This window comes from Streptomyces sp. CBMA152, from assembly GCF_014596475.1.
Lineage (GTDB): Bacteria > Actinomycetota > Actinomycetes > Streptomycetales > Streptomycetaceae > Streptomyces.
Genome location: NZ_MECJ01000029.1, coordinates 23,877 through 50,085, shown reverse-complemented (window position 1 = coordinate 50,085; position 26,209 = coordinate 23,877). Strand labels below are relative to the sequence as shown.

Here is a 26,209-nt window from a genome sequence, read left to right as displayed (position 1 = left end):
AGATCATCGCAAGAACAGGGGGGTCCCTCTGTTCAGCGCGCTCGATATGACGCTAGCGTGGTGACACCTTTGCACACGCGGGAGCTCGGAGCACCGGGCTGAGAGGGCGCTGAAATCCGTACGAACGGTACGGAAACGGCTGCGCCGACCGCTGAACCTGTTACCGGGTAATGCCGGCGTAGGGAGTAGGTCTCATGACCATTCAGGACGCACGCACGCCTGCCTCGAACCAGAACGAGGCCGGGAAGTCCATCGGCTGGCACAAGGGGTACGTCGAGGGTTCGCGCCCCGACCTCCGGGTGCCGGTCCGTCAGGTGCACCTCACCAACGGCAAGGACGTGACGCTGTACGACACGTCCGGGCCGTACACCGACCCGAACGTCGAGACGGACGTCCGCCGCGGCCTCGCCCCGCTCCGGGAGAACTGGATCATCGCGCGCGGTGACACCGAGGAGTACGCGGGCCGTCCGGTCCGCCCCGAGGACGACGGCATCAAGCACACCTCGCCGCGCGGGGGCCTGAAGAACCTCGACGCGGTCTTCCCGGGCCGCCCGCGCCAGCCGCGCCGGGGCCGGGCCGGCCAGGCCGTCACCCAGCTCGCGTACGCCCGCCGGGGCGAGATCACCCCGGAGATGGAGTACGTGGCGATCCGCGAGAACGTCTCACCCGAGGTCGTCCGCGAGGAGATCGCGGCCGGGCGCGCGGTGCTGCCCGCCAACGTCAACCACCCGGAGATCGAGCCGATGATCATCGGCAAGCGGTTCCTGGTGAAGGTCAACGCCAACATCGGCAACTCCGCCGTCACCTCCTCCATCGAGGAGGAGGTCGACAAGATGACCTGGGCGACCCGCTGGGGCGCGGACACGGTCATGGACCTCTCCACCGGCCGCAACATCCACACCACCCGCGAGTGGGTGCTGCGCAACTCCCCCGTCCCGATCGGCACGGTGCCGCTGTACCAGGCCCTGGAGAAGGTCGACGGCAGGGCCGAGGAGCTGACCTGGGAGGTCTACAAGGACACGGTCATCGAGCAGGCCGAGCAGGGCGTCGACTACATGACCGTCCACGCCGGTGTGCTGCTGCGGTACGTGCCGCTGACCGCCCGCCGCAAGACGGGCATCGTCTCGCGCGGCGGCTCGATCATGGCCGCGTGGTGCCTGGCGCACCACAAGGAGTCGTTCCTGTACGAGAACTTCGAAGAGCTCTGCGAGATCCTCGCGGCGTACGACGTGACGTACTCCCTCGGTGACGGCCTGCGGCCCGGCTCCATCGCGGACGCCAACGACGAGGCGCAGTTCGCGGAGCTGCGTACGCTCGGCGAGCTCAACACCATCGCCAAGCGCCACAACGTGCAGACGATGATCGAGGGCCCGGGACACGTCCCGATGCACAAGATCAAGGAGAACATCGACCTCCAGCAGGAGATCTGCGAGGAGGCGCCGTTCTACACGCTCGGGCCGCTGACCACCGATGTGGCGCCCGCCTACGACCACATCACCTCCGGCATCGGCGCCGCGATGATCGCCTGGTGGGGCACCGCGATGCTCTGCTACGTCACGCCCAAGGAGCACCTGGGGCTGCCCAACCGGGACGACGTGAAGACCGGCGTCATCACGTACAAGATCGCGGCGCACGCAGCCGACCTCGCCAAGGGGCACCCGGGCGCACAGGAGTGGGACGACGCGCTGTCGGACGCCCGCTTCGAGTTCCGTTGGGAGGACCAGTTCAACCTGGCCCTCGACCCGGACACCGCCCGGGAGTTCCACGACGAGACGCTGCCCGCGGAGCCCGCGAAGACCGCGCACTTCTGCTCGATGTGCGGTCCGAAGTTCTGCTCGATGAAGATCTCGCAGGACATCCGGCGCGAGCACGGCGGGGATCTGGCGACCGACGACATCGAGGCCGGGATGGCGGAGAAGTCCAAGGAGTTCGCCGCGTCCGGCAACCGGGTCTATCTGCCGATCGCGGAGTGACGTACGGCCCGCCTGTTTCACGTGAAACGTACGGATGTTTCACGTGAAACAGGCGGCCGCGATGCCTTGATGCCTTGTCACTCCGGCTGGTGCTCGGGGCCCCCGAAGTCGGGGCTGGTGAAGTCCGGGCTGGTGAAGCTCGGGCGGGTGTCCGAGGACGGGTCGCCGGGGCTGTCGAAGTCGGGCCGGTCATAGCCGAGCGTGGGGATCCGGCGTGCCGGGCGCCGGGCAGGCGCACCCGGGTCGGTGCTCGGGTCGGCCAGTGCCTCCCGCAGGAACGGGTAGATACCCCGCTCCATCAGGGCGTGGCGCCAGGCCTCGCGGGCCCGGGAGACCTCCTGGGCCTTTTCGTCGCCCTCTTCGCCTTCCTCGGGGTCGGCGACGACCTGGGTGGCGCCGTTGCGCAGCGCGGTGAGCAGCAGGCCGATCGCCGCGGCGAGTATCGCGGCAGCGGTCAGCGCGCCGAAGAACCAGCCCGCGGTGAGCATGGTGTCGGCGAAGGCGGGCTCAGGGTTGAGCATCTTCAGGATGTAGCCGACCAGCAGGAAGATGGCGGCGGCGGTCCCCGCGAGGACGGGTGCCAGCACCGCGACGACCGCGCCGATGCCCGCGCCCGAGGTGGAGTCCGGGCTGTCGACGACGGGCGGTGCGAGAACCGAGCCGCGGTCGGATGCGAGCGCGGTGGTGGAAGGCGCGCGCATCTCCTCGCGCGCCCTGACGTAGTGGTCGTACTCGGCCGCCGCGGCCGCCGAGACGAGGGCACCGGCGTTGAGCACCATGGTGCGCAGCTGCTCGGTGTTGAGCCGTACTCCTACGCCGGCCAGCTCCGGCCGGTCGGGCGCGGTGCGCAGTGCGTCGTCGAGGATCCGCTCGAACTCCGGGCGGTCCTCGGTCAGCAGGTGCGGAGCGCTGTTCATGTGCATCCCCCGATGCTCCGTAGCCGCGAAGCCCGGCTGTCGTACGGGCGATTGGGCGGAAACGGAGGAGAGCCTGCTACGGATAAGCCGATGGTAGAGCGGTTACGGCACGGGGTGACAGGGTGTTTCCGAAATCACCTTGCTACCGCCCGAGCCGACGCTTTCCCGATTACGCGTCAGTCATGCAGAGGCAACTGCACGACCAGCAGTTTTCCGGCCATGGTCACCCCACCGTCCATCGCGATGGCCAGGCCGTCCGCGTACACGTGCGGACCCTCCACTACCGGACGTGAGTCCTCCTCGCCGTCCTCGGTGCCGACTTCGCCCAGCAGGTATGGGATCGGGCTGTGGCCGTGGACCACCCGCTGTCCGCCGTATGCCGAGAGCAGTTCGCGCGCGGCCTGCGAGCCGCCCTCGTCCCGGAACGCGAAGCGCTTGGTGAACTTCCGGAACAGGTCCCAGCACTCGTCGGCGTCGTTGCGGGTGAGCAGCGCGTGGACGGTGTCGTTCACGGCCTCGATGGAGTCGCCGTACTCCAGATAGGCGGTGGTGTCGGAGTGCATCAGCAGATGGTCGTCCTCCTGCTCGATCGCGTCGAGGCGGGACATCCACTGGAGGTGGACGTCCTGGAGGCGGTCCATGTCGGCCTTCTGGCCGCCGTTGAGCAGCCAGGCGGCCTGGAAGGTGGCGGTGCCCGCACCGGAGTTGACCGGGGTGTCGCCGAACCGCTTGGCGCCGATCAGCAGCAGCTCGTGGTTGCCCATGAGGGCCTTGCAGTAGCCGCCGGCGGCCGCGGCTTCGGCGGACAGCCGCATCACCAGGTCGATGACGCCGATGCCGTCCGGGCCGCGGTCGGTGAAGTCGCCGAGGAACCAGAGGCGGGCGTTGCCCGCGGCCCAGTTCCCGTCGATGTCGATCAGCCCCTGCTCGCGCAGGGCGGCCAGGAGTTCGTCGAGGTAGCCGTGGACGTCGCCCACGACGAAGAGCGGCCCGAGGCCGTCGGCGACGGGCGCCGAGGCCGGGTCCGTCTCGATCCGCACCTGCACGGTGTCCCCCCGGTTGATCACCGGGAGGTCGCGCGCGGTCGGGGTGTAGCCCTCCGGCGGCTCGTCGTCCGCAAAGGCGTTCCCCGGGTGGATGTCCGCGGGGTACGCCTCGGCCGGGTGCGTGGCCACGACGGGGTGCGCATCCACCGCCGGGTGGATGTCGACGGGTGATGGCATGCCGACAGGCGGGGGCGGCGCGGGAACCTGCGCGGGATGCGCGGGATTCTGCGCGTACGGAGGCACCCGGAAGTCACGCAACGTCTCCGTCCGCACGGGTCCCTGACCGGCCCCCTGAGTCATCGACCCCTCCACCACCGTCGCGCCGCCGTACACCGGGGGACCCCCCTGGTCGGGCAGGGATCCTTGATGTCGTGCGCCCATCATAGGAATGCGGCCCGTGCTGTGTGACGCACCAGGGGTGGTGAATCGGGGCGCGGCCGGGGTTCACCGGTTGTTATGTCCCCAATGTGTTGGTCTAGTCCTTGTCCGCATCGCTCTCGGTGCTCCTGTCCGGCACGTTCGGGTCCTGGCCATGGCCCCTTCGGGGCTCCGCGACGGGTGAGCGCGGCGGGCTGACCGTCGTACGCGGCGGACGGCGCTGCGACGACGTACGGATGATGAGTTCGGTCGGTATCACCTGCTCGATCGGGTGACCGTGGTCGATGCCTTCGATGGCGTCGATGAGCAGTTGGACCACGGCGGTGCCGATACGGCGGGGTTTGAGCGAGAGGGTGGTGATGGGCGGCTCGGTCGTCGCGTACACCGTGGACTCGCTGCAGCAGACGAGCAGCAGGTCCTCGGGCACGCGCAGCCCGTACCGCCGGGCGGCCGCGAGCAGATCGGTGCCGTTGGGGTCGAACAGGCCGTACACGGCGTCGGGTCGGTCGGGGCGGGCGAGCAGCCGGTCGGCCGCGACGGCGCCCGCGCACGGGTCGTGGGCGGGATAGGACTCGTAGACCGGATCCTGGCCGACCCGCTCGCACCAGCTGAGGTACGCCTCGGTGGAGAGCCGGGTATAGGTGTCGGTGGTGGTGCCGGTGAGCAGACCGATCCGGCGGGCGCCGGCGGCGGCTAGATGGTCGAGCAGTTCCAGTACGGCGGCCTCGTGGTCGTTGTCGACCCAGGCGGTCACCGGCAGCGAGCCCGCCGGTCGGCCGTCGGAGACCACCGGCAGCCCTTGGCGGACGAGCTCGGTGACCACGGGGTCCTGGTCGGAGGGGTCGATCACGACGGTTCCGTCGAGGGCGACGTTCGACCAGACGTCCGCGGGGCTGCGGCGTGAGGTGGCGGGCAGAATGACCAGGGCGTAGCCCCGGGCGAGCGCCGCGGAGGTCGCGGCCCTCGCCATCTCGGCGAAATAGGCGAATTCGGTGAAGGTGAAAGGTTCATCCCCGTACGTCGTCACGGTCAGCCCGATCAAGCCGGACTTCCCGGTACGGAGCGTGCGGGCCGCTGCGGATGGGCGGTAGCCCAGCCGGTCTGCGACCTCGCGGACGTGGCGGCGGGTGGCGTCGGGGAGCCGGCCCTTGCCGTTGAGCGCGTCTGAGACGGTCGTGATGGAGACGCCGGCGGCGGCGGCCACGTCCCGAATGCCCGCCCGCCCCAGCCGGCGACCGGTTGACCGGCTCACCTGGTGCTTCCCTGCTGCTGTCATGGCGAGCCGATAGTAGGGCGAGGGGAGACAGTTGGCCCGGGTGCATATGCACGCGTTGACAGGTACGTTTCTGCATGATCGTAAATCGTTAATGCCCTTGGTTTGCAAGGGAGTTGGTGGTCATCGCGTTGTGGTGACGGTTGTCGATTGGCGGGCGGCTGCCGAATGCCCGAAGTTTCGAAGAGGTCTCAACTCACCTGCACGAGGGATGCGCGCCACGGCGCGAGCCACCGGCGCGCGGACCTGCAGGGAGCGCTCCCCCTCCGCGTGCGCCCGTGGGCAGCCGGATCCGCGCAGGTGCGGCGGGCTGTGCCGGGCGGAGGCCCACGGCTCTTCGCAGGGGCGCCGAATCCTCATAAGGTGAGCAGTATTCGGATGGATGGAACGGTCGAGGAGGACCTGCGGTGAGCGAGACGAGCCCCAAGCTGCGCGCCGAGCTGGACGGCATCCCCACCTACAAGCCCGGCAAGCCCGCGGCCGCCGGCGGCCCGGTCGCGTACAAGCTGTCCTCCAACGAGAACCCGTACCCGCCGCTGCCGGGTGTGATGGAGAGCGCGATCGCCGCCGCCGGGAGCTTCAACCGCTACCCGGACATGGCCTGCACCGAACTGATGAACGAGCTGGCCGACCGGTTCGGCGTGCCGGTTTCCCACATTGCCACCGGTACGGGCTCGGTCGGCGTCGCCCAGTCGCTTATCCAGTCCACCTCGGGCCCCGGCGACGAGGTGATCTACGCCTGGCGCTCCTTCGAGGCGTACCCGATCATCACCCAGATCAGTGGTGCCACGTCCGTCCGGGTGCCGCTGACCTCCGGCGAGGTGCACGACCTCGACGCGATGGCCGACGCGATCACCGACAAGACCCGGCTGATCTTCGTCTGCAACCCCAACAACCCGACCGGCACGGTGGTGCGCCGGGCCGAGCTGGAACGATTCCTCGACCGCGTGCCGTCCGATGTGCTGGTGGTCCTGGACGAGGCGTACCGCGAGTTCATCCGCGATGCCGACGTGCCGGACGGGATCGAGATCTACCGGGACCGCCCGAACGTGGCGGTGCTGCGCACCTTCTCCAAGGCGTACGGGCTCGCCGGGCTGCGGGTCGGCTTCGCGGTCGCGCATGAGCCGGTGGCGGCCGCGCTGCGCAAGACGGCCGTCCCGTTCGGCGTGAGCCAGCTCGCCCAGGACGCGGCGGTCGCCTCGCTGCGGGCCGAGGACGAACTGCTCGGCCGCGTCGGCGCGTTGGTGGGCGAGCGCGCCCGGGTCTACGAGGGCCTGGTCGGCCAGGGCTGGACCGTGCCCGAGACGCAGGCGAACTTCGTCTGGCTGCGCCTGGGCGAGCGTACGGTCGACTTCGCCGCGGCCTGCGAGGCGGCCGGTGTGGTGGTCCGGCCGTTCGCGGGCGAGGGCGTGCGCGTCACGATCGGCGAGACCGAGGCCAACGACCTTTTCCTGAAGGTCGCCGAGGGCTTCCACAAGGCGAACTAGCAGGTCGTACGAGGTTCTAGACCCGGTCCACCCGGATCGGGTCTCCCGGGCGGACCGTGGCGAGCACGCGCGGATCGCCGTCGATCCGGCCGACGACATTGCACGGGCTCGCCAGGCGGCACTCCTCGCCGCGCGAGATGGGCGTCGGGCCGAAGGGCAGCGCGAGCGCGTCGCCCTCGGTCCAGAACGCGACCGTGCCCGCCTCCACCACCTGCCGCGCGTCCGCCTCAAGGGCGGGGGAGACCGGCGTGTCGAAGTAGACCTCTTCGCCCCAGGTGTGGGCGGTGGAGACGATCGGGAGTGCCCCCGCGAGCGCCGTGCTCGTGGGGGTTTCGTCGAGAGTGGCGGTCAGCCGGCCTGCGGGCCATGAGATCCGTATCTGCATGACCCAGGATTCAACAATATGTTGAAAGTGCTGGGAAGGGGCGTCTCACAGGGTGTCGGGCGACCTGGTCCGCGGCTGCCGACCCTGTGGAGTCAAAAGGGGTACCCCCGATTCAAGGTCGCGAAAGCGTGTGCGACATAATGCTTGTGAATGTGAACGCGTTCACAAGCGCGCCCTGATTGATCCCGTAATCAGTGGGATTGGAGGGGCAGACTGCCGCTGTGATCACGGCGATGTAAGGAGAAGCGACGTGGATCTGGCTCTGGCGCCGGAAACCCTGGCGCGATGGCAGTTCGGCATCACCACCGTCTATCACTTCCTCTTCGTCCCCCTGACGATCTCGCTCGCCGCGCTCACCGCGGGCCTGCAGACCGCCTGGGTGCGCACGGAGAACGAGAAGTACCTCAGAGCGACGAAGTTCTGGGGCAAACTCTTCCTGATCAACATCGCGATGGGTGTCGTCACCGGCATCGTCCAGGAGTTCCAGTTCGGCATGAACTGGTCCGACTACTCGCGGTTCGTCGGCGACGTCTTCGGTGCGCCACTCGCCTTCGAGGCGCTGATCGCGTTCTTCTTCGAGTCGACCTTCATCGGGCTGTGGATCTTCGGCTGGGACAAGCTCCCCAAGAAGATCCATCTCGCCTGCATCTGGATGGTCTCGATCGGCACCGTCCTCTCCGCGTACTTCATCCTGGCCGCCAACTCCTGGATGCAGCACCCGGTCGGCTACAAGCTCAACAAGGCCACCGGGCGCGCCGAGCTCACCGACTTCTGGCACGTCCTGACCCAGGACACCACCCTGGTCGTCGTCTTCCACACGCTCACGGCGGCCTTCCTCACCGGCGGCGCGTTCATGGTCGGCATCTCCGCCATCCATCTGCGCCGCAAGAAGCACATCCCGGTGATGCGTACGTCGCTCCGGCTCGGCCTGGTCACCCTGGTGATCGGCGGGATGCTCACGGCCGTCAGCGGCGACCAGCTCGGCAAGGTGATGTTCAAGCAGCAGCCCATGAAGATGGCCGCGGCCGAGGCGCTGTGGGACGGCGACAAGTCGGCGCCCTTCTCGATATTCGCCTACGGAGACGTGGCCAAGGGCCACAACAGCGTCGAGATCTCGGTCCCCGGGCTGCTCTCCTTCCTCGCCGACAACAACTTCTCCTCGTACGTTCCCGGCATCAACGACGTGAACAAGCAGGAGCAGCAGAAGTACGGGCCCGGCGACTACCGGCCCAACATCCCGGTCACCTTCTGGGGCTTCCGCTGGATGATCGGCTTCGGCATGGCATCCTTCGCGATCGGCGTCGTGGGCCTCTGGCTCACCCGCAAGAAGTTCATGCTGGCGCCCGGGCTGAGGACCGGTGACGACGAAGTGCCGCATCTGGTCCTCTTCAGGAACAAGGTGCTCGGCTCCCGGCTGACCCGGTGGTACTGGTTCGCCGCCGTCTGGACGCTCGGCTTCCCGCTGATCGCCAACTCCTGGGGCTGGATCTTCACCGAGATGGGCCGTCAGCCCTGGGTCGTGTACGGCGTCCTGCGCACCAAGGACGCGGTCTCCCCCGGTGTGTCGCAGGGCGAGGTCCTCACCTCGATGATCGTCTTCACGCTGCTGTACGCGGTCCTCGCGGTGATCGAGGTCCGGCTGCTCGCGAAGTACGTCAAGGCCGGACCGCCCGAGCTCACCGAGTCCGACCTCAACCCGCCCACCAAGATCGGCGGGGACGACCACGACCCCGACCGGCCGATGGCCTTCTCGTACTGAGGCTGAGGAGACAGAGGCATGGAACTCCACGACGTCTGGTTCGTACTCATCGCCGTCCTGTGGACCGGCTACTTCTTCCTGGAGGGCTTCGACTTCGGGATCGGGATCCTGACGAAGCTGCTGGCCCGCGACCGCAAGGAGAAGCGGGTCCTGATCAACACGATCGGGCCCGTCTGGGACGGCAACGAGGTGTGGCTGCTGACGGCCGGCGGCGCCACCTTCGCCGCCTTCCCCGATTGGTACGCCACGCTCTTCTCCGGCTTCTATCTGCCGCTACTGATCATCCTGGTCTGCCTGATCGTGCGCGGAGTCGCCTTCGAGTACCGGGCGAAGCGGCCGGAGGACAAGTGGCAGCGCAACTGGGAAGAGGCCATCTTCTGGACCTCGCTGATCCCGGCGTTCCTCTGGGGCGTCGCCTTCGGCAACATCGTGCACGGGGTCAAGATCGACGCGCACAAGGAGTACGTGGGCACCTTCTGGGACCTGCTGAACCCGTACGCGATCCTCGGCGGACTGGTGACGCTGTTCCTGTTCACCTTCCACGGCACGGTCTTCGCCTCGCTGAAGACCGTCGGTGACATCCGGGAGCGCTCGCGGGCGCTGGCGCTGAAGCTCGGCCTGGCCACGGCCGTGCTGGCGCTCGGGTTCCTGATCTGGACGCAGGTCTCGCGCGGGGACACCAAGAGCCTGGTCGCGATGGTCGTGGCGGTTCTCGCCCTGGTCGGTGCGATCGGGGCGATCAAGGCGGGCCGCGAAGGCTGGTCGTTCGCGCTGTCGGGGATCACGATCGCCGCCGCCGTGGCGATGCTGTTCCTGACGCTCTTCCCGAACGTCATGCCGTCCTCGCTGAACGACGGATGGAACCTCACGGTCTCCAACGCCTCGTCCACTCCGTACACCCTGAAGATCATGACCTGGTGCGCGGGCATCGCGACGCCGGTCGTGCTGCTCTACCAGGGCTGGACGTACTGGGTGTTCCGCAAGCGGATCGGTACCCAGCACATCGCCGACGCGCACTGAGTCTGAAAGGGGGGCATGTTTCACGTGAAACATGCCCCCTGGCCCTTCGAGGGGATGTTTCACGTGAAACCGATCGACCCGCGACTGCTCCGATACGCCCGTGCCACCCGGCTCTTCCTCGCGGCCGTCGTCGGCCTCGGCCTGGTCGGGGCCGGCCTTGTCGTCGCCCAGGCGATGCTCATCGCCGAAGTGGTGGTGGGGGCGTTCCAGCACGACCTCGACGCGGCCGGGCTGCGGACTCCCCTGCTGCTGCTCGCGGGGGTCGCGGTCGGACGGGGGCTGGTGTCCTGGCTGACCGAACTCGCCGCGCACCGGGCGAGCGCGGCGGTCAAGTCGGAGCTGCGCGGGCGACTGCTTGAGCGGGCGGCCCAGCTGGGGCCGGAGTGGCTGAGCGGGCAGCGGACCGGTTCGCTGGTCGCGCTGGCCACGCGGGGAGTGGACGCGCTCGACGACTACTTCGCCCGCTATCTGCCGCAGTTGGGCCTAGCGGTCGTGGTGCCCGTGGCGGTGCTGGCGAGGATCGTCACCGAGGACTGGGTGTCGGCCGCGACCATCGTGGTCACTCTCCCGCTGATCCCCCTGTTCATGGCCCTCATCGGCTGGGCGACCCAGGCGCAGACGGATCGCCAGTGGCGGCTGCTGTCCCGGTTGTCGGGGCACTTCCTGGATGTGGTCGCCGGGCTGCCGACGCTGAAGGTGTTCGGCCGGGCCAAGGCACAGGCCGAGTCGATCCGGACGATCACCTCGCAGTACCGCCGGGCCACGCTGAAGACCCTGCGGATCGCGTTCCTGTCGTCCTTCGCGCTTGAGCTCCTTGCGACCCTGTCGGTGGCCCTGGTCGCCGTCGGCATCGGCATGCGGCTGGTCCACGGGGATCTCGACCTCTACACGGGCCTGGTGATCCTGGTCCTCGCCCCCGAGGCGTATCTGCCGCTGCGGCAGGTCGGGGCGCAGTACCACGCGGCCGCGGAGGGTCTTGCGGCCGCCGAGGAGATCTTCGGGGTGCTGGAGACCCCGCTGCCCGAGGGCGGTACGGGAGAGGTGCCGGCCGGTCCCGTCCGGATCGAGGTCGACGGGGTGACGGTTCGTCATCCAGGCCGTACGCAGCCGTCGTTGGACGCCGCCACGCTGGTGGTGGAGCCGGGCGAGACGGTCGCGCTGACCGGGCCGAGCGGGGTCGGGAAGTCGACGCTGCTCGGTGCGGTGCTGGGGTTCGTGGCACCGGACGAGGGCCGGGTGCGGATCTCCGGTGCCGATCTCGCCGCGCTGTCGCTGGAGCGATGGCGGGAGCGGGTGGCCTGGGTCCCCCAGCGGCCGCATCTGGTCGCGGGGACCATCGCGGAGAACGTACGCCTTGCACGGCCCGACGCGGACGACGCGGCGGTCCGCGAGGCCCTGCGGGAGGCCGGGGCGCTGGAGTTCGTCACCGCGCTGCCCGACGGAGCCGAGACGGAGCTCGGGGAGGGCGGCGCGGGGCTGTCGGCCGGACAGCGCCAACGGCTCGCGCTGGCAAGGGCGTTCCTCGCGGACCGACCGGTCCTGCTGCTCGACGAGCCGACGGCGGCGCTGGACGGCGAGACCGAGGCGGGCATCGTCGAGGCGGTACGGAGGCTGTCGGCGGGCCGCACGGTACTGCTCGTGGTGCATCGTCCTGCGCTGCTCGCGGTCGCGGACCGGGTGGTGGAGCTGCGGCCTGCGGAGGTTACTGAGGGTGCGACGGCGCGGGCTGCGGCGCCGAGTCCGGCCGGGGAGCGGGCCGCTGTGGCAGCCCCGACGGCATCGGGCGACGGTCCGCTGCCGGACCCGAGCGGGGAAGGCGCCTCCCGGGACGTGCTCGCCCGAGTGCGCGAAGCCGCACGCGGTCTGCGCGGGCGCCTCGCCCTCGCGCTGCTGCTGGGGGCCTTGGCGCTCGGGTCGGCCGTGGGACTGATGGCCGTGTCCGGGTGGCTCATCTCACGGGCCTCCGAACAGCCGCCAGTGCTCTATCTGATGGTGGCCGTGACGGCGACGAGGGCGTTCGGCATCGGGCGGGCCGTCTTCCGGTATGCCGAGCGGCTGGTGTCCCACGACGCGGTGCTGCGGATGCTCGCCGAGGTGCGGGTCGCGGTCTACCGCAGGCTGGAGCGGATCGCCCCGGCCGGACTGCGCACCACTCGGCGCGGCGATCTGCTGTCCCGACTGGTCGCGGACGTGGACGAGTTGCAGGACTACTGGCTTCGCTGGGCGCTGCCCGCCGCCGTGGCGGTCGTCGTGTCGGTGGCCGCCTCGGGGTTCACCGCCTGGCTGCTGCCGGAGGCGGGGGCTGTGCTGGCGGCTGGGCTGCTGGTCGCCGGGGTCGCGGTGCCGATGGTCAGCGGTGCGTGCGCACGCCGGGCCGAGCGTCAACTGGCGCCCGCACGCGGCCTGCTGGCCACCCGGGTGGCCGATCTGCTCACCGGAACAGGCGAGTTGGCGGTGGCGGGCGCGCTCGGCCGCCGCACCCGGGAGGTCAAGGACGCCGACTCGGCACTGACCCGGATCGCATCGCGCGGCGCCGCCGCCACCGCGCTCGGCAGCGGGCTGTCCGCGCTGGTCTGCGGACTGACGGTGGCATGCGCCGCCCTGGTCGGGGTGCAGGCGGTCGGTGCGGGACGACTGGACGGGGTGCGGCTGGCCGTCGTGGTGCTGGTGCCGCTCGCCGCGTTCGAGGCCGTCAGCGGCCTGCCCCTCGCCGTACAGGCACGCCAGCGCGTGCGGCGGAGCGCTGAACGTGTCTACGAAGTGCTCGACGCTCCCGTACCCGTACGAGAACCGGAGGCGCCGGCCGCCGCGCCGACGTCGCCGTTCCCGCTGGAGGTGCGCGGGCTGAGCGCCCGGTACGAAGGGCAGAACCGGGACGCGCTGAGCGACTTCGCGCTGACGCTCACCCCGGGCAAGCGCGTCGCCGTCGTCGGGCCGTCCGGCTCCGGCAAGACCACCCTCGCCCAGGTGCTGCTGCGCTTCCTGGACGCGCGGGAGGGCTCCTACCGGATCGGCGGCACGGACGCGACGACGCTGGCGGGCGACGACGTGCGCCGTGTCGTCGGGTTGTGCGCCCAGGACGCCCACATCTTCGACAGTTCAGTACGGGAGAACCTGCGGCTCGCCCGTACCGGGGCCGGGGAGGAGGAGATGCGGGACGCGCTGGCGGCGGCCCGGCTGCTCGACTGGGTGGACGGCCTGCCGGACGGTCTCGACACGCTCGTCGGCGAGCACGGCGCCCGGCTCTCCGGTGGCCAGCGCCAGCGGCTCGCGCTGGCCCGCGTGCTGCTCGCCGACTTCCCCGTGCTCGTCCTGGACGAACCCGCCGAGCATCTGGACCTGGCGACGGCGGACGCGCTCAGCGCGGACCTGCTGCGGGCCACTGAAGGCCGGACGACCGTGCTGATCACCCACCGCCTGCGCGGCCTGGACGCGGTCGACGAGGTCGTCGTGCTCGACGAGGGCCGGATCGTGCAGCGCGGGGCGTACGACGAGCTCGCGCTGGTCGACGGGGAGCTGCGACGGATGCTGGAGCGGGAACGCGACAGCGACCTCCTCCAGGAGGCCAGGACGTCCTGAGCGCCCTCTCCCCGTACGGGCATGGGATTTCGGGTGACGAGCCCTCCGCTCGACGCGGCCGCCGCGTGGCCCGACTTTCCCCGCCAAATGGGACTTACTAGGCTCAAGGGCATGTCAGTGCCGGATCCGAAGGACCCCCAGGACATCGAGGACCATGACGCGCTCGAAGCGGCGACCCGGGCCACCCGAAGTCTGCAGGGCCTGTCCACCGAGCTCACCGCGCGCGTGCCGCAGCTTCTGGAGGCGATGCGTTCCGTCGGCACCGGCCTGGAACTGCACCCCACGCTCGACCGGATCTGCGGGACGGCCGCCGAGCTGGCGGACGCCCGGTACGCCGCCATCGGAGTCGTCGACGAGACGCGGCAGGGCCTGTCGGACTTCGTGACGTACGGCATTGCGCCCGAGGACGACGCCGCGATCGGCCGCCGCCCCGACGGTCACCGGGGGCTGCTCGGCTGGCTGATCCACCACCCCGAGCCGCTGCGGCTCGCCGAGATCTCCGCCGATCCGCGCTCGGCGGGCTTCCCCCCGAACCATCCGCCGATGCGGACCTTCCTGGGCGTCCCCATCCGGGTGCAGGGCGAGATCTTCGGCAACCTCTATCTGACAGAGAAGCGCAACGGCGCCGAATTCAACGACTACGACCTGCACATGGTGCGGGTGCTCGCCACGGAGGCGGGGATCGCGATCGGCAACGCCCGGCTGTACGAGGCGGCGCGCCAGCGCGAGCGGTGGATCGACGGCTCGGTCGCCGTCACCACCGCTCTGCTCTCCGGCGGGGACGCGGACGACGCCCTGGAGGTCGTCGCCGAGCAGGCCCGTCACCTCGCCGACTCGGCCGCCGGGATCGTCCTGCTGCCCGCCGAGGAGGGTGGTCTGGAGATCGTCGCGGTCTCCTCGGACGACCCCGGCGCGTCGCTGGGCGTGGTGATCCCCCCGGAGAGCCCGGTCGTGGCGACGCTGCTCGACGGCGAGGCGGTCTTCGTGGACGACGCGGCCACCGACCCCCGGATGATCACCAAACTGGCCCAGCGGTACGGGCCGAGCATGATGCTGCCGCTGCACAGCGGAGGCCGGGTGCTGGGCGCGCTGGCCACGCCCCGCGCGCGTGGCGGCCGCCCGTTCACCGAGGCCGAGCGGACGCTGGCCACCCAGTTCGCCTCGCAGGCGGCGCTCGCGCTGATGATGGCGGAGGCGCAGCGCGACCGGGAGCGGCTCGCGGTCTACGAGGACCGCGACCGAATCGCGCGGGACCTCCATGACCTCGTCATCCAGCGGCTGTTCGCCACCGGGATGATGCTGGAGGGAGCCCAGCGCAAGTCGGTCGTGCCCGAGGTGCAGGTCGGCGTCGGCAAGGCCGTCGACGAACTGGACGTCACCATCCAGGAGATCCGCACGGCGATCTTCGCGCTCCAGCAGGGACCCGCCGAGGCGCCGTCCGGTCTGCGCACCCGGGTGCTGCGGGAGATCAACATGGCGGCCGTGCCGCTCGGCTTCAAGCCCGCGCACCGGTTCGTCGGGCCGGTCGACGCCCTGGTGGGCGAGCTCACCGGCAAGAACCTCATCGCGGCCCTGCGCGAGGCACTGTCCAACGCGTTCCGGCACGCCGATGCCTCCCGTATCGAGGTCGTCGTGGACGCCACCGCCGAGCTGCCGGACGGCACTGCGGGCGTACGTCTGACGGTCGCCGACGACGGCGTCGGCATCCCGGAGGGCGGCCGCCGCAGCGGACTGCGCAACCTCGGGCGGCGCGCTGAGGCACTGGGCGGATCGAGCACCTACGGACCCGGCACCGGGGAGGACGGCCGGGGCACGACGGTGGTGTGGGAGGCCCCGCTCTAGGGCCTGTCCGGCGGATCCGGCCGGCTTCGGTGCGGGCTGCGACCTCGCCGTAAGCCCGGTGTTTGTACGCCACTTGGGGGCGGCACCTGGGTCGAGAGGTGTGTTTCACGTGAAACATGTCCCGGCCGCGCGACGATCCGGACATGCGTCTCGGACACCGGTGCAGGGCCCTCGCGCTGGTCCTGTGTGTCCTCGGCGGCCCGCTCGCCCCCGCCGCCACGGCCGACGACGGACCCGATGTGCCGAGTACGAGCGCTGCCCCGGATGTGCCCAGTACGAGCGTGGCCGTCGCGCGGCTGTACATGGATGCCGCCAAGGCGACCACCGCGTACGAACAGGGCAGACGTGCGGCCGAGGCGCAGCGGATGAAGGCGGAACACTTCGACCGGCTCCTCGCGGACCGGCGCCACGATCTGGACCGGCTGCACGCCGACATGGGACGGGTGGCTCGGGCCCAGTACCGCACCGGCGGCAGCATCGCGTACACCGCGCAGCTGCTGCTCGCCGACGATCCGGAGGAGCTGATGCGCGGTCAGCGGCTGGCCTGGCAGGCCGAAATGGCCGTGACGCGGCTGTACGGGAAGGCGCGGCGGGCGGAGAGCCGCCTCACCTCGGCGGAGAGGCGGGCGCAGGCCGCCTGGCGCGACCTGGCGGATCGCAGGGACCAGCTCGAACGCATCAAGAGGTCGGTCGCCGCCCGTCTGGAGGAGGCGCGCTGGGAGCTCCAGGGCGAGGCCGACCGGAGCGTCGTGGCAGGACAGTGCCGTGGTGCGGTACGCCTTGAGGATCCGCCGGAATCCCGTCCGACTGGCGCATGGGTGGCTCCTGTTGAGACGTACCAGCTCTCGGCGGGATTCGACAGCGCGGGCGACCACTGGGCGCAGCGCCACACGGGCCAGGACTTCGCGGTGGACATCGGGACGCCGGTGCGGGCGGTCGGCGCGGGCCGGGTCGTCTCGGTCTCCTGTGGCGGCGGCTTCGGGATCGAGGTGATCATCGCCCACCCCGGCGGCTACTACTCCCAGTACGCGCATCTGGCGGCGGTGACCGTGGACCAGGGCGACCGTGTGAGCACCGGCCAGTGCATCGGCCAGGCCGGTACCACCGGCAACTCGACCGGGCCGCACCTCCACTTCGAGATCCGGCTCACCCCCGAGATGGGGTCGGCGGTCGATCCTGTCCCGTGGCTGAGTGAGCGCGGGGTGACGCTGCGGAGCACTCCGGTCGAGGGGGAGCCGGACGGGTCGTGAAGCTATGTGGGCCAGGGGTGGCTCAGAGCGAGTCGAGGATCCGCTCGATGACGACCGCCACGCCGTCGTCGTTGTTGGCGACGGTGTGGCCGGAGGCGGCGGCGAGCACGTCCGGGTGGGCGTTGCCCATGGCGTACGACGTACCCGCCCAGGTCAGCATCTCGACGTCGTTGGGCATGTCGCCGAAGGCGACGACCTCGGCGGGGGTGATGCCGCGCTCCACACAGCACAGTTCGAGCGTGGACGCCTTGGAGACGCCCGGGCCGCTGATCTCCAGGAGCGCGGTCGGGCTGGACCGGGTGATCTCGGCGCGGGGGCCCACGGCCGTACGGGCGAGGGTGAGGAAGTCGTCGGGCGCCAGCTCGGGGTGGTTGGCGAGGACCTTGAGGATGAGGTCGTCGGCGGCGTAGGCGTCCTCGGCCAGCAGCTTCTCGGCGGGCCCGATGCTGGTGGCGTCGGCCATGAACATCGGCGGATAGGCGGGCTCATGGTGTATTCCGCCGGTCTGCTCGATGGCGAAGGAGGTCCCAGGGGCGGCGGCGCGGAGAATCTCGACGACCTCCCGGGCGGCGGCGCGCTCCAGCGGGCGGACCTTGACGAACCGGTGCTCGCCGGGCCCGCCGTGCAGATCGACGACGGCCGCGCCGTTGCCGCAGATGGCCAGGCCGTGGCCGTGCACATGCGCACTGACGACGTCCATCCATCGGGCGGGCCGGCCGGTGACGAAGAAGACCTCGATACCCGCCTTCTCGGCGGCCGCGAGCGCGGCGATCGTACGGTCCGAGACGGTCTTGTCGTCGCGCAGCAGGGTGCCGTCGAGATCGGTCGCGATGAGGCGGGGGACGGCGGGGGCGGGGCGCTCGGCAGGGGCAGGCTCGGTAGCTGAGGTCACGAATTCATTGTCCCGTACACCAGCGCACGGGCGTGCGACTGAGCGCACATCTGAGAGCACGCGCCGGGTCGGGTGAGGCGCAGGGGGCGCATGAGGCGTACGGGTGGGCGCTCGGGCCCGGCGCCGCCGATGCCGGGTGCGTTCGGGCTCGACCTCGCGGTCCTGTCCGCGCTCACGGGGCTCTACGCACCGACCCCGCCCGTCAGCGGCCTCGGAGCCTCGTGAGCCTCGTGACGGCTCCATGAGTGTCAGAGCGAGACGTTAGTGTCGTACGTATGCGTCTGAGCACTGTGATTCTTCCGGTACGCCGCTGGCACGACGGCGGTCGCGACGAGTGGCTGCGAGCCGAGGAGCTGGGCTTCCACACCGCGTACACCTACGACCACCTGTCCTGGCGGACGTTCCGCGACGGGCCGTGGTTCGGCGCGGTGCCGACGCTGACCGCCGCTGCCGCTGCGACCTCCCGGATGCGGCTCGGCACGCTGGTCACCTCGCCGAACTTCCGGCACCCCGTGACCCTCGCCAAGGACCTGATCACCCTCGACGACGTGTCGAACGGCCGGATCACGCTCGGCATCGGCGCGGGCGGCAACGGCTTCGACGCCACCGCGCTCGGGCAGGAGGCGTGGACTCCGCGCGAGCGGGCCGACCGCTTCGCCGAGTTCGTGCCGCTCCTCGACCGGCTGCTGACCGAGGACGCGGTGACGCACGAGGGCGCGCTGTACTCGGCTGTCGAGGCGCGCAACATCCCGGGCTGTGTGCAGCGGCCCCGGCTGCCGTTCGCGGTGGCGGCGACCGGTCCGCGCGGGCTGAAGCTGGCGGCGCGGCACGGCCAGGCGTGGGTGACGACGGGCGACCCCAAGCTCTTCGAGTCGGGCACGCCCGAGCAGTCGGTCGAGGCCATCCGCGGTCAGATCAAGAAGCTCGGCGAGGCCTGCGACGACATCGGCCGCGACGTGGACGAGCTGGACAAGATCCTGCTCACCGGCTTCACTCCGGAGCCCGGCCGGGTCCTGGAGTCGCTCGACTCCTTCGTGGACTTCGCGGGCCGGCACTTCGAGCTCGGCATCACGGAGATCGTCCTGCACGCGCCGATCCCGGACTCGGACTTCGCCGCCGACCGGCAGGTGTTCGAGCAGATCGCCCTGGAGGGGCTGGCGCAGCTGCGCTGACGCGGAGACCCCGGGCCGCTGATCAGCTCTTTTCGCGCGTCCGCCTCCGCTCAGCTCTTCGCGCGCACGCGCCCGCTCAGCCAGGGCGTGAGCGTGCCGCCGAGGACGATCTCCTTGTACGTCTCGTCGCCGGGCAGTGGCACGACCAGCCACCAGCCCGGCGGGAGGAAACGACCCTTCACGTACGCGAGGCCGCCGTAGACCGAGCGGAGGAAGGCGGGGACCGCGTCGCGCGGTACGTCGTTGAACTCCACACCGTCGACGGTGATCTTCGCGTCGTCCTCGGCGAAGACCTGCACGGTGACGGCGGGCGAGCCGCCCAGCTCCACGAACGCCTCGTGCGGCAGCGAGCCGTCCGGGTCCAGTACGGCGAAGGCGCCGGCCGAGGTGCGGCGCGAGGAGCGGTCGGCGCCGATGTCGTCGGTGACCTCGACTTCGAGGTTGTACGTGCGCGCGACCTCGCGGATCGCGGTGACCGCGCTCTCGGTGCTGGGCAGATGCGGATGGGCCATGCCGTCGATCATGTCAGCCGATACGGTGGAGCGGCGGTATGGAAAGTCGATTACTTCGGGCGGGGAAGCTGACCGCGCCAGCCGGTGAAGTCGATCAGGTTCAGCCGGGAAAGCGGAGATAACCCGGCGGTACGGAGTCGGTGAGCCAGACCCCGTTGGCGCTGACCCGGAAGACATGGCCGTCCCGGCGCATCGCCGCGGCGTCCACGCTCAGCACGACCGGACGGCCGCGTCGGGCACCGACCCGGGTCGCGGTCTCGCGGTCGGCCGAGAGATGGACATGGTGGCGGGCCATGGGCCGCAGGCCCTCGGCCCGGATCGCGTCCAGGCTGCGGGCCACCGTGCCGTGATAGAGGTACGCGGGCGGTTCGGCGTCCGGGAGAGCCAGGTCGACCTCGACGGTGTGCCCCTGGCTGGCCCGGATCCGGTCGCCCTCGACCGCGAACCGGCGCTTGTCGTTGACGGCGACGACATGGTCGAGCTCGGCGCGGGTGATGGGGAAGTGGTGCGCCGCCGCAGCACGCAGCAGAGTGTCGATGTCCACCCAGCCCTGCGGATCGAGGGCGATGCCGATCCGCTCGGGCTGATGGCGCAGGTGTTTCGACAGGTACTTGGACACCTTCACGGTGCGTCTGTCGTCAGGTGTTCGGTCCGGTGTTCCGTCCGGTTTTTCGGTCATGCGGACAGGGTGCCGGGACGGCCGGGCCCCGGCACCCCAATTTCCCGCGTGCGCCTGGCGCTCCGCCCCGCGTCCGAGAACGCCTCGCGTCACGTCTTTATCTGATCGGCGGCCCAGCGGGCCCACTCCTCGTGCATCGCGCTGAGCCGCTTGCCGTACTCCAGGGCCAGGCGGCCGTGCAGCGCGATCGGGCCGTCGTCCCACTCGATCTCCGCCTCCGCCTCCTTGAGGCCGGCGAGCTGGCGGGACGAGCGCTCGGCCTCGGTGAGCAGATACGTCTGCGCCTCCAGCGGGGTGAGGACGCCGAGGAAGAAGACGCGCAGCAGAGAGTCGCTGCGGCGGGCGCGGGACGGCTCGGTCTCGGTGAGCCAGTGGTGCAGCTCGACACGCCCCGGCTCGGTGATCGCGTACTCCTTTCTGCCCCGGGGCCCCTCGGCCGCCACTTCGACCAGGCCGGAGTCGGCGAGCTTGCCCAGCTCGCCGTAGACCTGGCTCTGGGTCGCCGACCAGACGTGGGCGAGCGAGGTCTCGAACAGCTTCATCAGGTCATAGCCGCTTGCCTGTCGTTCGGCGAGCAGCCCCAGGACTGCGTGTCGGAGGCTCATGACTTCACTCTACCTTCCACTCTTGACACGTCAATGCTGGAACCTCTACTTTTGACATGTCGAGGTTGGAATGTGGAGCGGGCGAAGGCCCGGGACAGAGGGGGACTCCCATGAACTACCTGCGCGGCTTCATCCCATGGATCGTCTTCGCCGCCGCCGGTACCTCGCAGTGGCAGTGGGGGGCGCTCGGCGCGCTTGTGGTGAGTGCCTGGTTCTTCTACAACGACCGCAAGCGCGGTGCGGCGGCCGACTCCCTGATCCTGGAGCAGTCCACGATCGCGTTCTTCGGCGTGCTGAGCGTCATAGCCTTCGTGGCACCGGACGGCAGGCTGCGCGAGTACGGCGGGGCGCTGGCGACCGGATGGCTGGCGCTGACCGCCTGGGCGACGCTGGCCGTCCGGCGCCCCTTCACCACCGGCATAGCCAAGCGGCAGGCGCCGCGCGAGGTGTGGAACCACCCCGTGTTCCTCCACATCAACGTGGTGCTGACCGCCACCTGGGCCGCCGCGTTCACGGTCACCGCCGTCGGGCTCGCCGTCATCTACGCCGAGGCGCTGGGCAGTGTCGCAGCGATAGCCGTGCAGGTCGCCGGGTTCGCCGTCCCCGCCTTCATCACCGCCAAGTACCCGGAGCGCGCCCGCGCCGCCGCGCGGCTCGCGAAGTGACACCAATCACGCTGCGATGACGGTCAGTTAGGTTTGATCCACAGACAAGTGCAGTTATCCACAGGGCTTGTGGCTAATCTGTGGACAAGTGGTGGGCTGTGAGGGCATCCAACGTACGGGCCTGGACCTCGCGTTGGGCGGCAGCGGAGATGAACGCCGTGACGTTCTCGGGGCCGACCAGGGACTCGACCGCGCTGACCGTGTCCGCCGGAAGTGTGACCGGGCGGGGGTCGGGGCCGCTCTGGGCGACCGGGTCCGCGGCGCCGAGATGGCGCTGGAGATGACGAGTGGCGAACAGGCGCATGGCACGGGCGAGTTCGGCGTCCACGGTCTGCTGCGCCAGGGGCCGCAGTCGGCGTACGAGCCCGGCGGCCTCGGCGGCGTCGGCGTCGGTCGGTGGGCGGTGGCCCAGATAGCGGGCGAAGACGTGTTCCGTGGTGAAGTCGAGGAAGCGGGCCGCTATGTGCTCGACCTGGCCGCGCAGTTCGCGCAGATGCCCGGAGATGGCGTCCAGCGGCACACCGGCGGCGTACAGCTCGGCGGCCACCGCGAGCTCCTGGGGGCTGGGGACCAGGAACTCGCTGTCGTTGCCGGGGATGCGTTCCAGGATGCCTAGTTCGACCGCGTCGTGGACGGCCTCCTCGTCGGGCACACCGCCGAAGGTGGCGTCCAGATCGGCCCGGGAGATCCGGGCGGCCTCCTCGTCGGTCCAGGGGCCGCTGACCTCGGCGACCAGACCGAGGACGCCGCCGAGACCGCGTCCCGCGTCCCACGCCTCCAGGAGTTCCTTGATGGAGGCGAGGGTGTAGCCGCGGTCCAGCAGATCGGCGATCTGGCGCAGTCGGGCCAGATGCGTGTCGCCGTACACATTGGACCGGCCGCGCCGCTCGGGCCGGGGCAGCAGACCCCGGTCCTGGTAGGCCCGGATCGTACGGACCGTGGCACCGCTCGCATGCGCCAGATCCTCGATCCGGTACTCGGCGGAGGAGTGAATGGACGAGGGAACGGAGGGCTGGACCGAGGACTGAACCGAGGACTGAACTGAAGGCTGGAGTGACGAATGCGTCAATGACTGGACCGGCGACTGAGCCGTCACCTGGGCCGGCATGTGGACCGACGACGTGGACGACTGTGGTGCTGGCTGCCCGGACAAACCGTCTCCCTTACCCCAGGGCGGCGCGGCCTACCGCACCCGCCGCCGCGCGGGCCGCCGACGAGGTCGCGAGATATTCGACGGCCTTGCGCAGGGAGCCCTCCTGCGAGGGATGGTACGACCGCCGGAAGTAGCGGGGTATGGCCGTGCCGAGGTCCTTCCAGCTGGGCAGCAGACCCTTGCGGACGGCCCGGTTGTGCTCACGCAGTGAGTAGCGCAGCCGACCGGCGAGTTGGGGGTCGTGGCGGATGAGGTAGTGGGCGCCCCAGCCCCAGAGCCAGAGCAGCACCGGGGCGGCCCAGGCCATGCCGAAGACGCTGCGGGCGTACAGGGACAGGCCGTCGCCGCCGCAGTGCTGGTACATGTCGAAGGCGACGGCGCGGTGTTCGACCTCTTCGGCGCCGTGCCAGCGCAGCAGGTCGAGCATGACGGGGTCGCAGTCGGCCCGGTCGAGGGATTCGGCGTGCAGGACCCAGTCCCCCAGGACCGCCGTGAACTGCTCGATCGCGGCGATCAGCGAGAGGCGGAAGCGCAGCCACTCCTGGGTCGGTATCGGCGCCCCGAACGGGGGCCGCTCGCCGAGGAGTTTGTCGAAGAGGAAGTCGACGTGCCGGGTGTAGGAGGTGGTGTCGAGCTGCTGCTCGGCGAGGTGGTCGAGGACATGGGCGTGCTGGACGCTGTGGGTGGCTTCCTGGCCCATGAAACCCTTGACGTCCTTGAGCAGCACCGGGTCGGTGACCAGGGGAAGGGCTTCCTTGAAGACCTTCACGAACCAGCGCTCGCCCGCCGGGAGCAGCAGGTGGAGCACATTGATCACATGGGTGGCGGTGGGCTCGTCCGGTATCCAGTGCAGCGGGGTCTCGTGCCAGTCGAACGAGACCCGGCGCGGAGTGATCCGGTAGTGGTCCGGGCCCGCGCCGTCGAGGCGTTCGGTGCTCACAGCGGCGGCTCCAATCGGGCTATCGCGCGCAGGGTGCGGGGGGTGAAGCGGGACATGAGGTGGGCGCCGCGGGCCTCCGGTGTCACCGGCACCACGGCCTGGTTCTTCACCACCGCGCGCAGGATCGCCGAAGCGACCTTCTCCGGCGGGTAGTTGCGCAGGCCGTAGAGCCGGGCGGACTTCTTCTGGCGGCGCTTCTCCTCCGCCTCGTCGGTCCCGGCGAAGCGTGCGGTGGAGGTGATGTTGGTGTTGACGAAGCCGGGGCAGATCGCGCTGACGCCGATGCCCTGCCCGGCCAGTTCGGCGCGCAGGCACTCGCTGAGCATCAGCACCGCGGCCTTGGTCGTCGAGTACGCGGGCAGGGCCTTGGAGGGCTGGTAGGCGGCGGCCGAGGCGGTGTTGACGATGTGGCCGCCCTGGCCGCGCTCGGCCATCTGCTTGCCGAAGATCCGGCAGCCGTGGATGACGCCCCACAGATTGACGTCGAGGACCTTCTTCCAGTCCTCGGTGGTGGTGTCGAAGAACGAGCCGGACAGGCCGATCCCGGCGTTGTTCACCAGGACGTCGACGATTCCGTACTCGGCGGCGACCTTTTCGGCGAGCTTCTCCATCGCCTGCTCGTCGGCGACGTCGACCGTCTCGGCCCAGGCCTGGGGGGCGCCGATCAGCCGCGACATCTCGGCGGTCCGGGCCGCGCCCTCGGCGTCCCGGTCCACGGCGACGACGCGCGCGCCGGCCTCGGCGAACGCGAAGGCGGTGGCCCGGCCGATGCCGCTGGCCGCGCCGGTCACCAGGACCAGCTGGCCGCCGAAGCGGTCGGCATAGGGCCCGCTGGCGACCGCGTCCTGCGCGCTGACGCCGTCCTCGTTGGCGGTGATGAACTCGGTGATCCAGGCGGCCAGCCGGTCGGGCCGGGTGCGGGGGACCCAGTGCTTGGCGGGCAGGGTGCGGCGCACCAACTGGGGCGCCCAGAGCTCCAGTTCGTCGTAGAGCCGCTCGGAGAGGAACGCGTCGCCGGTCGGGGTGATCAGCTGGACCGGCACATGGGCATACGCGTCGGTGCGCGGGCGGCGCAGCCGGGCGCGGATGTTGTCCCGGTAGAGCCAGGCGCCGTGCGCCGCGTCCTGGGGCAGGGACGCGGTGGGGTAGTCGCCGGAGGGGACCTTCTCGACGCGCTCCAGGATCTTCGGCCACCGCTTGCCGAGCGGGCCGCGCCAGGCGAGCTCGGGGAGCACCGGGGTGTGCAGCATGTACACGTACCAGGACTTGGCGCCCTGGCCGAGCAGTTGGCCCACCCGGCGGGGGGTCGGGCGGGTCATCCGGGTCTTGATCCAGTGCCCGAAGTGGTCCAGGGACGGGCCGGACATCGAGGTGAAGGAGGCGATCCGGCCCTCGGTGCGCTTGACCGTCACGAACTCCCAGGACTGCACCGAGCCCCAGTCGTGGCCCACCAGGTGCACCGGCTTGTCGGGGCTCACCGCGTCGACGACCGCCAGGAAGTCGTCGGTCAGCTTCTCCAGGGTGAAGCCGCCGCGCAGCGGGGAGGGGGCGGTGGATCTGCCGTGTCCGCGTACGTCGTACAGCACCACATGGAAGCGCTCGGAGAGGCGGACTGCGACCTCCGACCACACCTCCTTGCTGTCCGGGTAGCCGTGCACCAGCACGACCGTCGGCTGCCGCGTGTCGCCGAGCTCGGCGACACACAGCTCGATCCCTCCTGTGCGCACCCAGCGCTCGCGCGCGCCCTCGATGCCGCTGCCCGCCCGGTCTCCCACGCTCACGCCGCCTTCTCCTCGGCCCAGCGCCGCACATGCGGCAGGTCGTCGTCCAGCCAGAACGCGCTCTGTTCGGGGTCCTTGGAGTCCGTGACGACCAGGATCTCCTCGAACTTCGCGCCCGTACCCCGGAATCCGAGGTGCGGCTCGACCGCCCACAGCCCCGGCCGGGGCGGGTGGTCGGAGAACTTGTAGGGGCTCCACAGCGGGGACCAGCCGTCCCGGTGGCCGTGCAGCGCGTCGCTCGCGAGGCCCTTCAGGGCCTGGGTGCCGAAGCCGAAGACGGTCGGCGACCAACGGCGCTCCCTGACCTCGTGGATCTTGTGCGCGATCACGCCGAACGGATACGCGCGATGCCGGTTGGCGTACCCCTGGCGGACCATGAGGCGGTCCACGTCCTCGTAGATCTCGCGCAGCGGGCGCTTCTCGCGGACCTCGCGCAGGATCAGCTCCCGGTGCGCCTCCAGATCGGCGAGGAGCCGGTCGTGCACGGGGTTGAGGCCCAGGCAGCCCGAGTAGCCGATGTCGGCCGTGAAGCCCTTGTGGACCGGGGCCATGTCGAGGATGAACGGCATCCCCGCCTCAAGGCGCCGGCCGGTCGGGAAGAACTGGAGCGGGATCTTGAAGTCCACGAACGCGGTGCGGTCCCCGAACCAGGCGAACGGCAGGTGGAACCAGTCGCGCACCCCGCGCTCGTGCAGCCACCGTCGCTGCATCCGCGCCGCCTCGCGCTCGGTCACACCCGGCTTGAGCTGGGCCGCGACGGCCTCCGCGCACTCGTACGCGAGACGCTGCACTTCCCTGAACCCGCTGAGCCGCCTGTCGAGTTCAGCATTGACCGCCGTTGGCATCGCGCCCACACCCCTGTCGTCGTACGCGTGCGTAACTTGACACTGATGAATGTGAC

The 26,209-nt window shown here is 70.4% G+C and carries 22 protein-coding genes and 1 riboswitch; of the genes, 10 read left to right on the top strand and 12 right to left on the bottom strand.

What is annotated here, in order from left to right; all coding sequences use genetic code 11:
- Positions 1 to 67: 67 nt before the first annotated feature.
- A riboswitch (TPP riboswitch) is annotated at positions 68 to 202 on the top strand.
- On the top strand, positions 195 to 1,973 hold the full coding sequence (gene thiC, locus BG418_RS27210) for a phosphomethylpyrimidine synthase ThiC (protein ID WP_188276646.1): 1,779 nt from the start codon (positions 195 to 197) through the stop codon (positions 1,971 to 1,973). (Overlaps the previous riboswitch by 8 nt.)
- Before the next feature lie 77 nt (positions 1,974 to 2,050).
- Here thiC and BG418_RS27205 read toward each other — a convergent pair whose 3' ends face one another.
- The 3 genes from BG418_RS27205 to BG418_RS27195 all read right to left on the bottom strand — a co-directional run bounded on the left by BG418_RS27205 (position 2,051) and on the right by BG418_RS27195 (position 5,590).
- Positions 2,051 to 2,896, bottom strand: a complete 846-nt coding sequence (locus BG418_RS27205; protein WP_188276645.1) for a hypothetical protein — start codon at positions 2,894 to 2,896, stop codon at positions 2,051 to 2,053.
- 170 nt (positions 2,897 to 3,066) lie between these two features.
- Positions 3,067 to 4,251 carry a metallophosphoesterase gene (locus tag BG418_RS27200; protein ID WP_399000896.1) on the bottom strand — a complete coding sequence of 395 codons (1,185 nt, stop codon included), beginning with the start codon at positions 4,249 to 4,251 and terminating at the stop codon, positions 3,067 to 3,069.
- Positions 4,252 to 4,411: 160 nt separating this feature from the next.
- On the bottom strand, positions 4,412 to 5,590 hold the full coding sequence (locus BG418_RS27195; protein WP_223185514.1) for a LacI family DNA-binding transcriptional regulator: 1,179 nt from the start codon (positions 5,588 to 5,590) through the stop codon (positions 4,412 to 4,414).
- 404 nt (positions 5,591 to 5,994) lie between these two features.
- Here BG418_RS27195 and hisC point away from each other — a divergent pair, with 404 nt between their 5' ends.
- On the top strand, positions 5,995 to 7,074 hold the full coding sequence (hisC, locus tag BG418_RS27190; protein ID WP_188276643.1) for a histidinol-phosphate transaminase: 1,080 nt from the start codon (positions 5,995 to 5,997) through the stop codon (positions 7,072 to 7,074).
- Between the two features lie 16 nt (positions 7,075 to 7,090).
- Here hisC and BG418_RS27185 read toward each other — a convergent pair whose 3' ends face one another.
- A complete protein-coding gene (locus tag BG418_RS27185; RefSeq protein ID WP_188276642.1) occupies positions 7,091 to 7,459 on the bottom strand; it encodes a cyclophilin-like fold protein in 369 nt (122 codons plus the stop codon).
- A 250-nt stretch (positions 7,460 to 7,709) separates the two neighbouring features.
- Here BG418_RS27185 and BG418_RS27180 point away from each other — a divergent pair, with 250 nt between their 5' ends.
- From BG418_RS27180 to BG418_RS27160, 5 genes are all read left to right on the top strand, one after another.
- Positions 7,710 to 9,218 carry a cytochrome ubiquinol oxidase subunit I gene (locus tag BG418_RS27180; RefSeq protein WP_188276641.1) on the top strand — a complete coding sequence of 503 codons (1,509 nt, stop codon included), beginning with the start codon at positions 7,710 to 7,712 and terminating at the stop codon, positions 9,216 to 9,218.
- A gap of 18 nt (positions 9,219 to 9,236) precedes the next feature.
- The gene (cydB, locus tag BG418_RS27175; RefSeq protein WP_188276640.1) at positions 9,237 to 10,238 is read left to right on the top strand and encodes a cytochrome d ubiquinol oxidase subunit II; all 1,002 of its coding nucleotides are present in this window, start codon (positions 9,237 to 9,239) and stop codon (positions 10,236 to 10,238) included.
- Positions 10,239 to 10,301: 63 nt separating this feature from the next.
- On the top strand, positions 10,302 to 13,817 hold the full coding sequence (gene cydD, locus BG418_RS27170) for a thiol reductant ABC exporter subunit CydD (RefSeq protein ID WP_188276639.1): 3,516 nt from the start codon (positions 10,302 to 10,304) through the stop codon (positions 13,815 to 13,817).
- A 111-nt stretch (positions 13,818 to 13,928) separates the two neighbouring features.
- Positions 13,929 to 15,659: a GAF domain-containing sensor histidine kinase gene (locus BG418_RS27165; RefSeq protein WP_188276638.1), complete on the top strand. Its 1,731-nt coding sequence runs from the start codon at positions 13,929 to 13,931 to the stop codon at positions 15,657 to 15,659.
- A 143-nt stretch (positions 15,660 to 15,802) separates the two neighbouring features.
- Complete coding sequence (locus tag BG418_RS27160; RefSeq protein WP_188276637.1) at positions 15,803 to 16,909, top strand: M23 family metallopeptidase; 1,107 nt, start codon at positions 15,803 to 15,805, stop codon at positions 16,907 to 16,909.
- A gap of 22 nt (positions 16,910 to 16,931) precedes the next feature.
- On the opposite strand, the gene BG418_RS27155 is transcribed toward BG418_RS27160, so the two are convergent.
- Complete coding sequence (locus BG418_RS27155; RefSeq protein ID WP_317453770.1) at positions 16,932 to 17,801, bottom strand: Cof-type HAD-IIB family hydrolase; 870 nt, start codon at positions 17,799 to 17,801, stop codon at positions 16,932 to 16,934.
- A 90-nt stretch (positions 17,802 to 17,891) separates the two neighbouring features.
- On the opposite strand from BG418_RS27155, the gene BG418_RS40605 reads away from it, so the two are divergent.
- Both BG418_RS40605 and BG418_RS27150 read left to right on the top strand, forming a co-directional pair.
- Positions 17,892 to 18,026: a hypothetical protein gene (locus BG418_RS40605; protein WP_262928615.1), complete on the top strand. Its 135-nt coding sequence runs from the start codon at positions 17,892 to 17,894 to the stop codon at positions 18,024 to 18,026.
- Positions 18,027 to 18,076: 50 nt separating this feature from the next.
- Positions 18,077 to 18,973: an LLM class flavin-dependent oxidoreductase gene (locus BG418_RS27150; RefSeq protein WP_188276635.1), complete on the top strand. Its 897-nt coding sequence runs from the start codon at positions 18,077 to 18,079 to the stop codon at positions 18,971 to 18,973.
- Between the two features lie 50 nt (positions 18,974 to 19,023).
- On the opposite strand, the gene BG418_RS27145 is transcribed toward BG418_RS27150, so the two are convergent.
- The 3 genes from BG418_RS27145 to BG418_RS27135 form a co-directional block, all read right to left on the bottom strand.
- A complete protein-coding gene (locus tag BG418_RS27145; protein ID WP_188277228.1) occupies positions 19,024 to 19,485 on the bottom strand; it encodes a hypothetical protein in 462 nt (153 codons plus the stop codon).
- 100 nt (positions 19,486 to 19,585) lie between these two features.
- A complete protein-coding gene (locus tag BG418_RS27140; RefSeq protein ID WP_188276634.1) occupies positions 19,586 to 20,164 on the bottom strand; it encodes an RNA 2'-phosphotransferase in 579 nt (192 codons plus the stop codon).
- An 89-nt stretch (positions 20,165 to 20,253) separates the two neighbouring features.
- Positions 20,254 to 20,769, bottom strand: coding sequence for a PadR family transcriptional regulator (locus tag BG418_RS27135; protein ID WP_188276633.1), 516 nt, complete (start codon positions 20,767 to 20,769; stop codon positions 20,254 to 20,256).
- Positions 20,770 to 20,879: 110 nt separating this feature from the next.
- Here BG418_RS27135 and BG418_RS27130 point away from each other — a divergent pair, with 110 nt between their 5' ends.
- A complete protein-coding gene (locus BG418_RS27130) occupies positions 20,880 to 21,434 on the top strand; it encodes a hypothetical protein (protein ID WP_188276632.1) in 555 nt (184 codons plus the stop codon).
- Positions 21,435 to 21,507: 73 nt separating this feature from the next.
- Here the strand turns inward: BG418_RS27130 and BG418_RS27125 are convergent, their stop codons facing one another.
- From BG418_RS27125 to BG418_RS27110, 4 genes are all read right to left on the bottom strand, one after another.
- Entirely contained in the window at positions 21,508 to 22,428 is a 921-nt protein-coding gene (locus BG418_RS27125; protein WP_317453809.1) for a MerR family transcriptional regulator, read from the bottom strand.
- A 169-nt stretch (positions 22,429 to 22,597) separates the two neighbouring features.
- Complete coding sequence (locus BG418_RS27120; protein ID WP_188276631.1) at positions 22,598 to 23,527, bottom strand: metal-dependent hydrolase; 930 nt, start codon at positions 23,525 to 23,527, stop codon at positions 22,598 to 22,600.
- On the bottom strand, positions 23,524 to 25,308 hold the full coding sequence (locus BG418_RS27115; RefSeq protein WP_317453769.1) for an SDR family oxidoreductase: 1,785 nt from the start codon (positions 25,306 to 25,308) through the stop codon (positions 23,524 to 23,526). Before BG418_RS27115 ends, BG418_RS27120 begins: the two co-directional genes overlap by 4 nt.
- Complete coding sequence (locus BG418_RS27110) at positions 25,305 to 26,153, bottom strand: M24 family metallopeptidase (RefSeq protein ID WP_188276630.1); 849 nt, start codon at positions 26,151 to 26,153, stop codon at positions 25,305 to 25,307. Before BG418_RS27110 ends, BG418_RS27115 begins: the two co-directional genes overlap by 4 nt.
- Positions 26,154 to 26,209 lie beyond the last annotated feature (56 nt).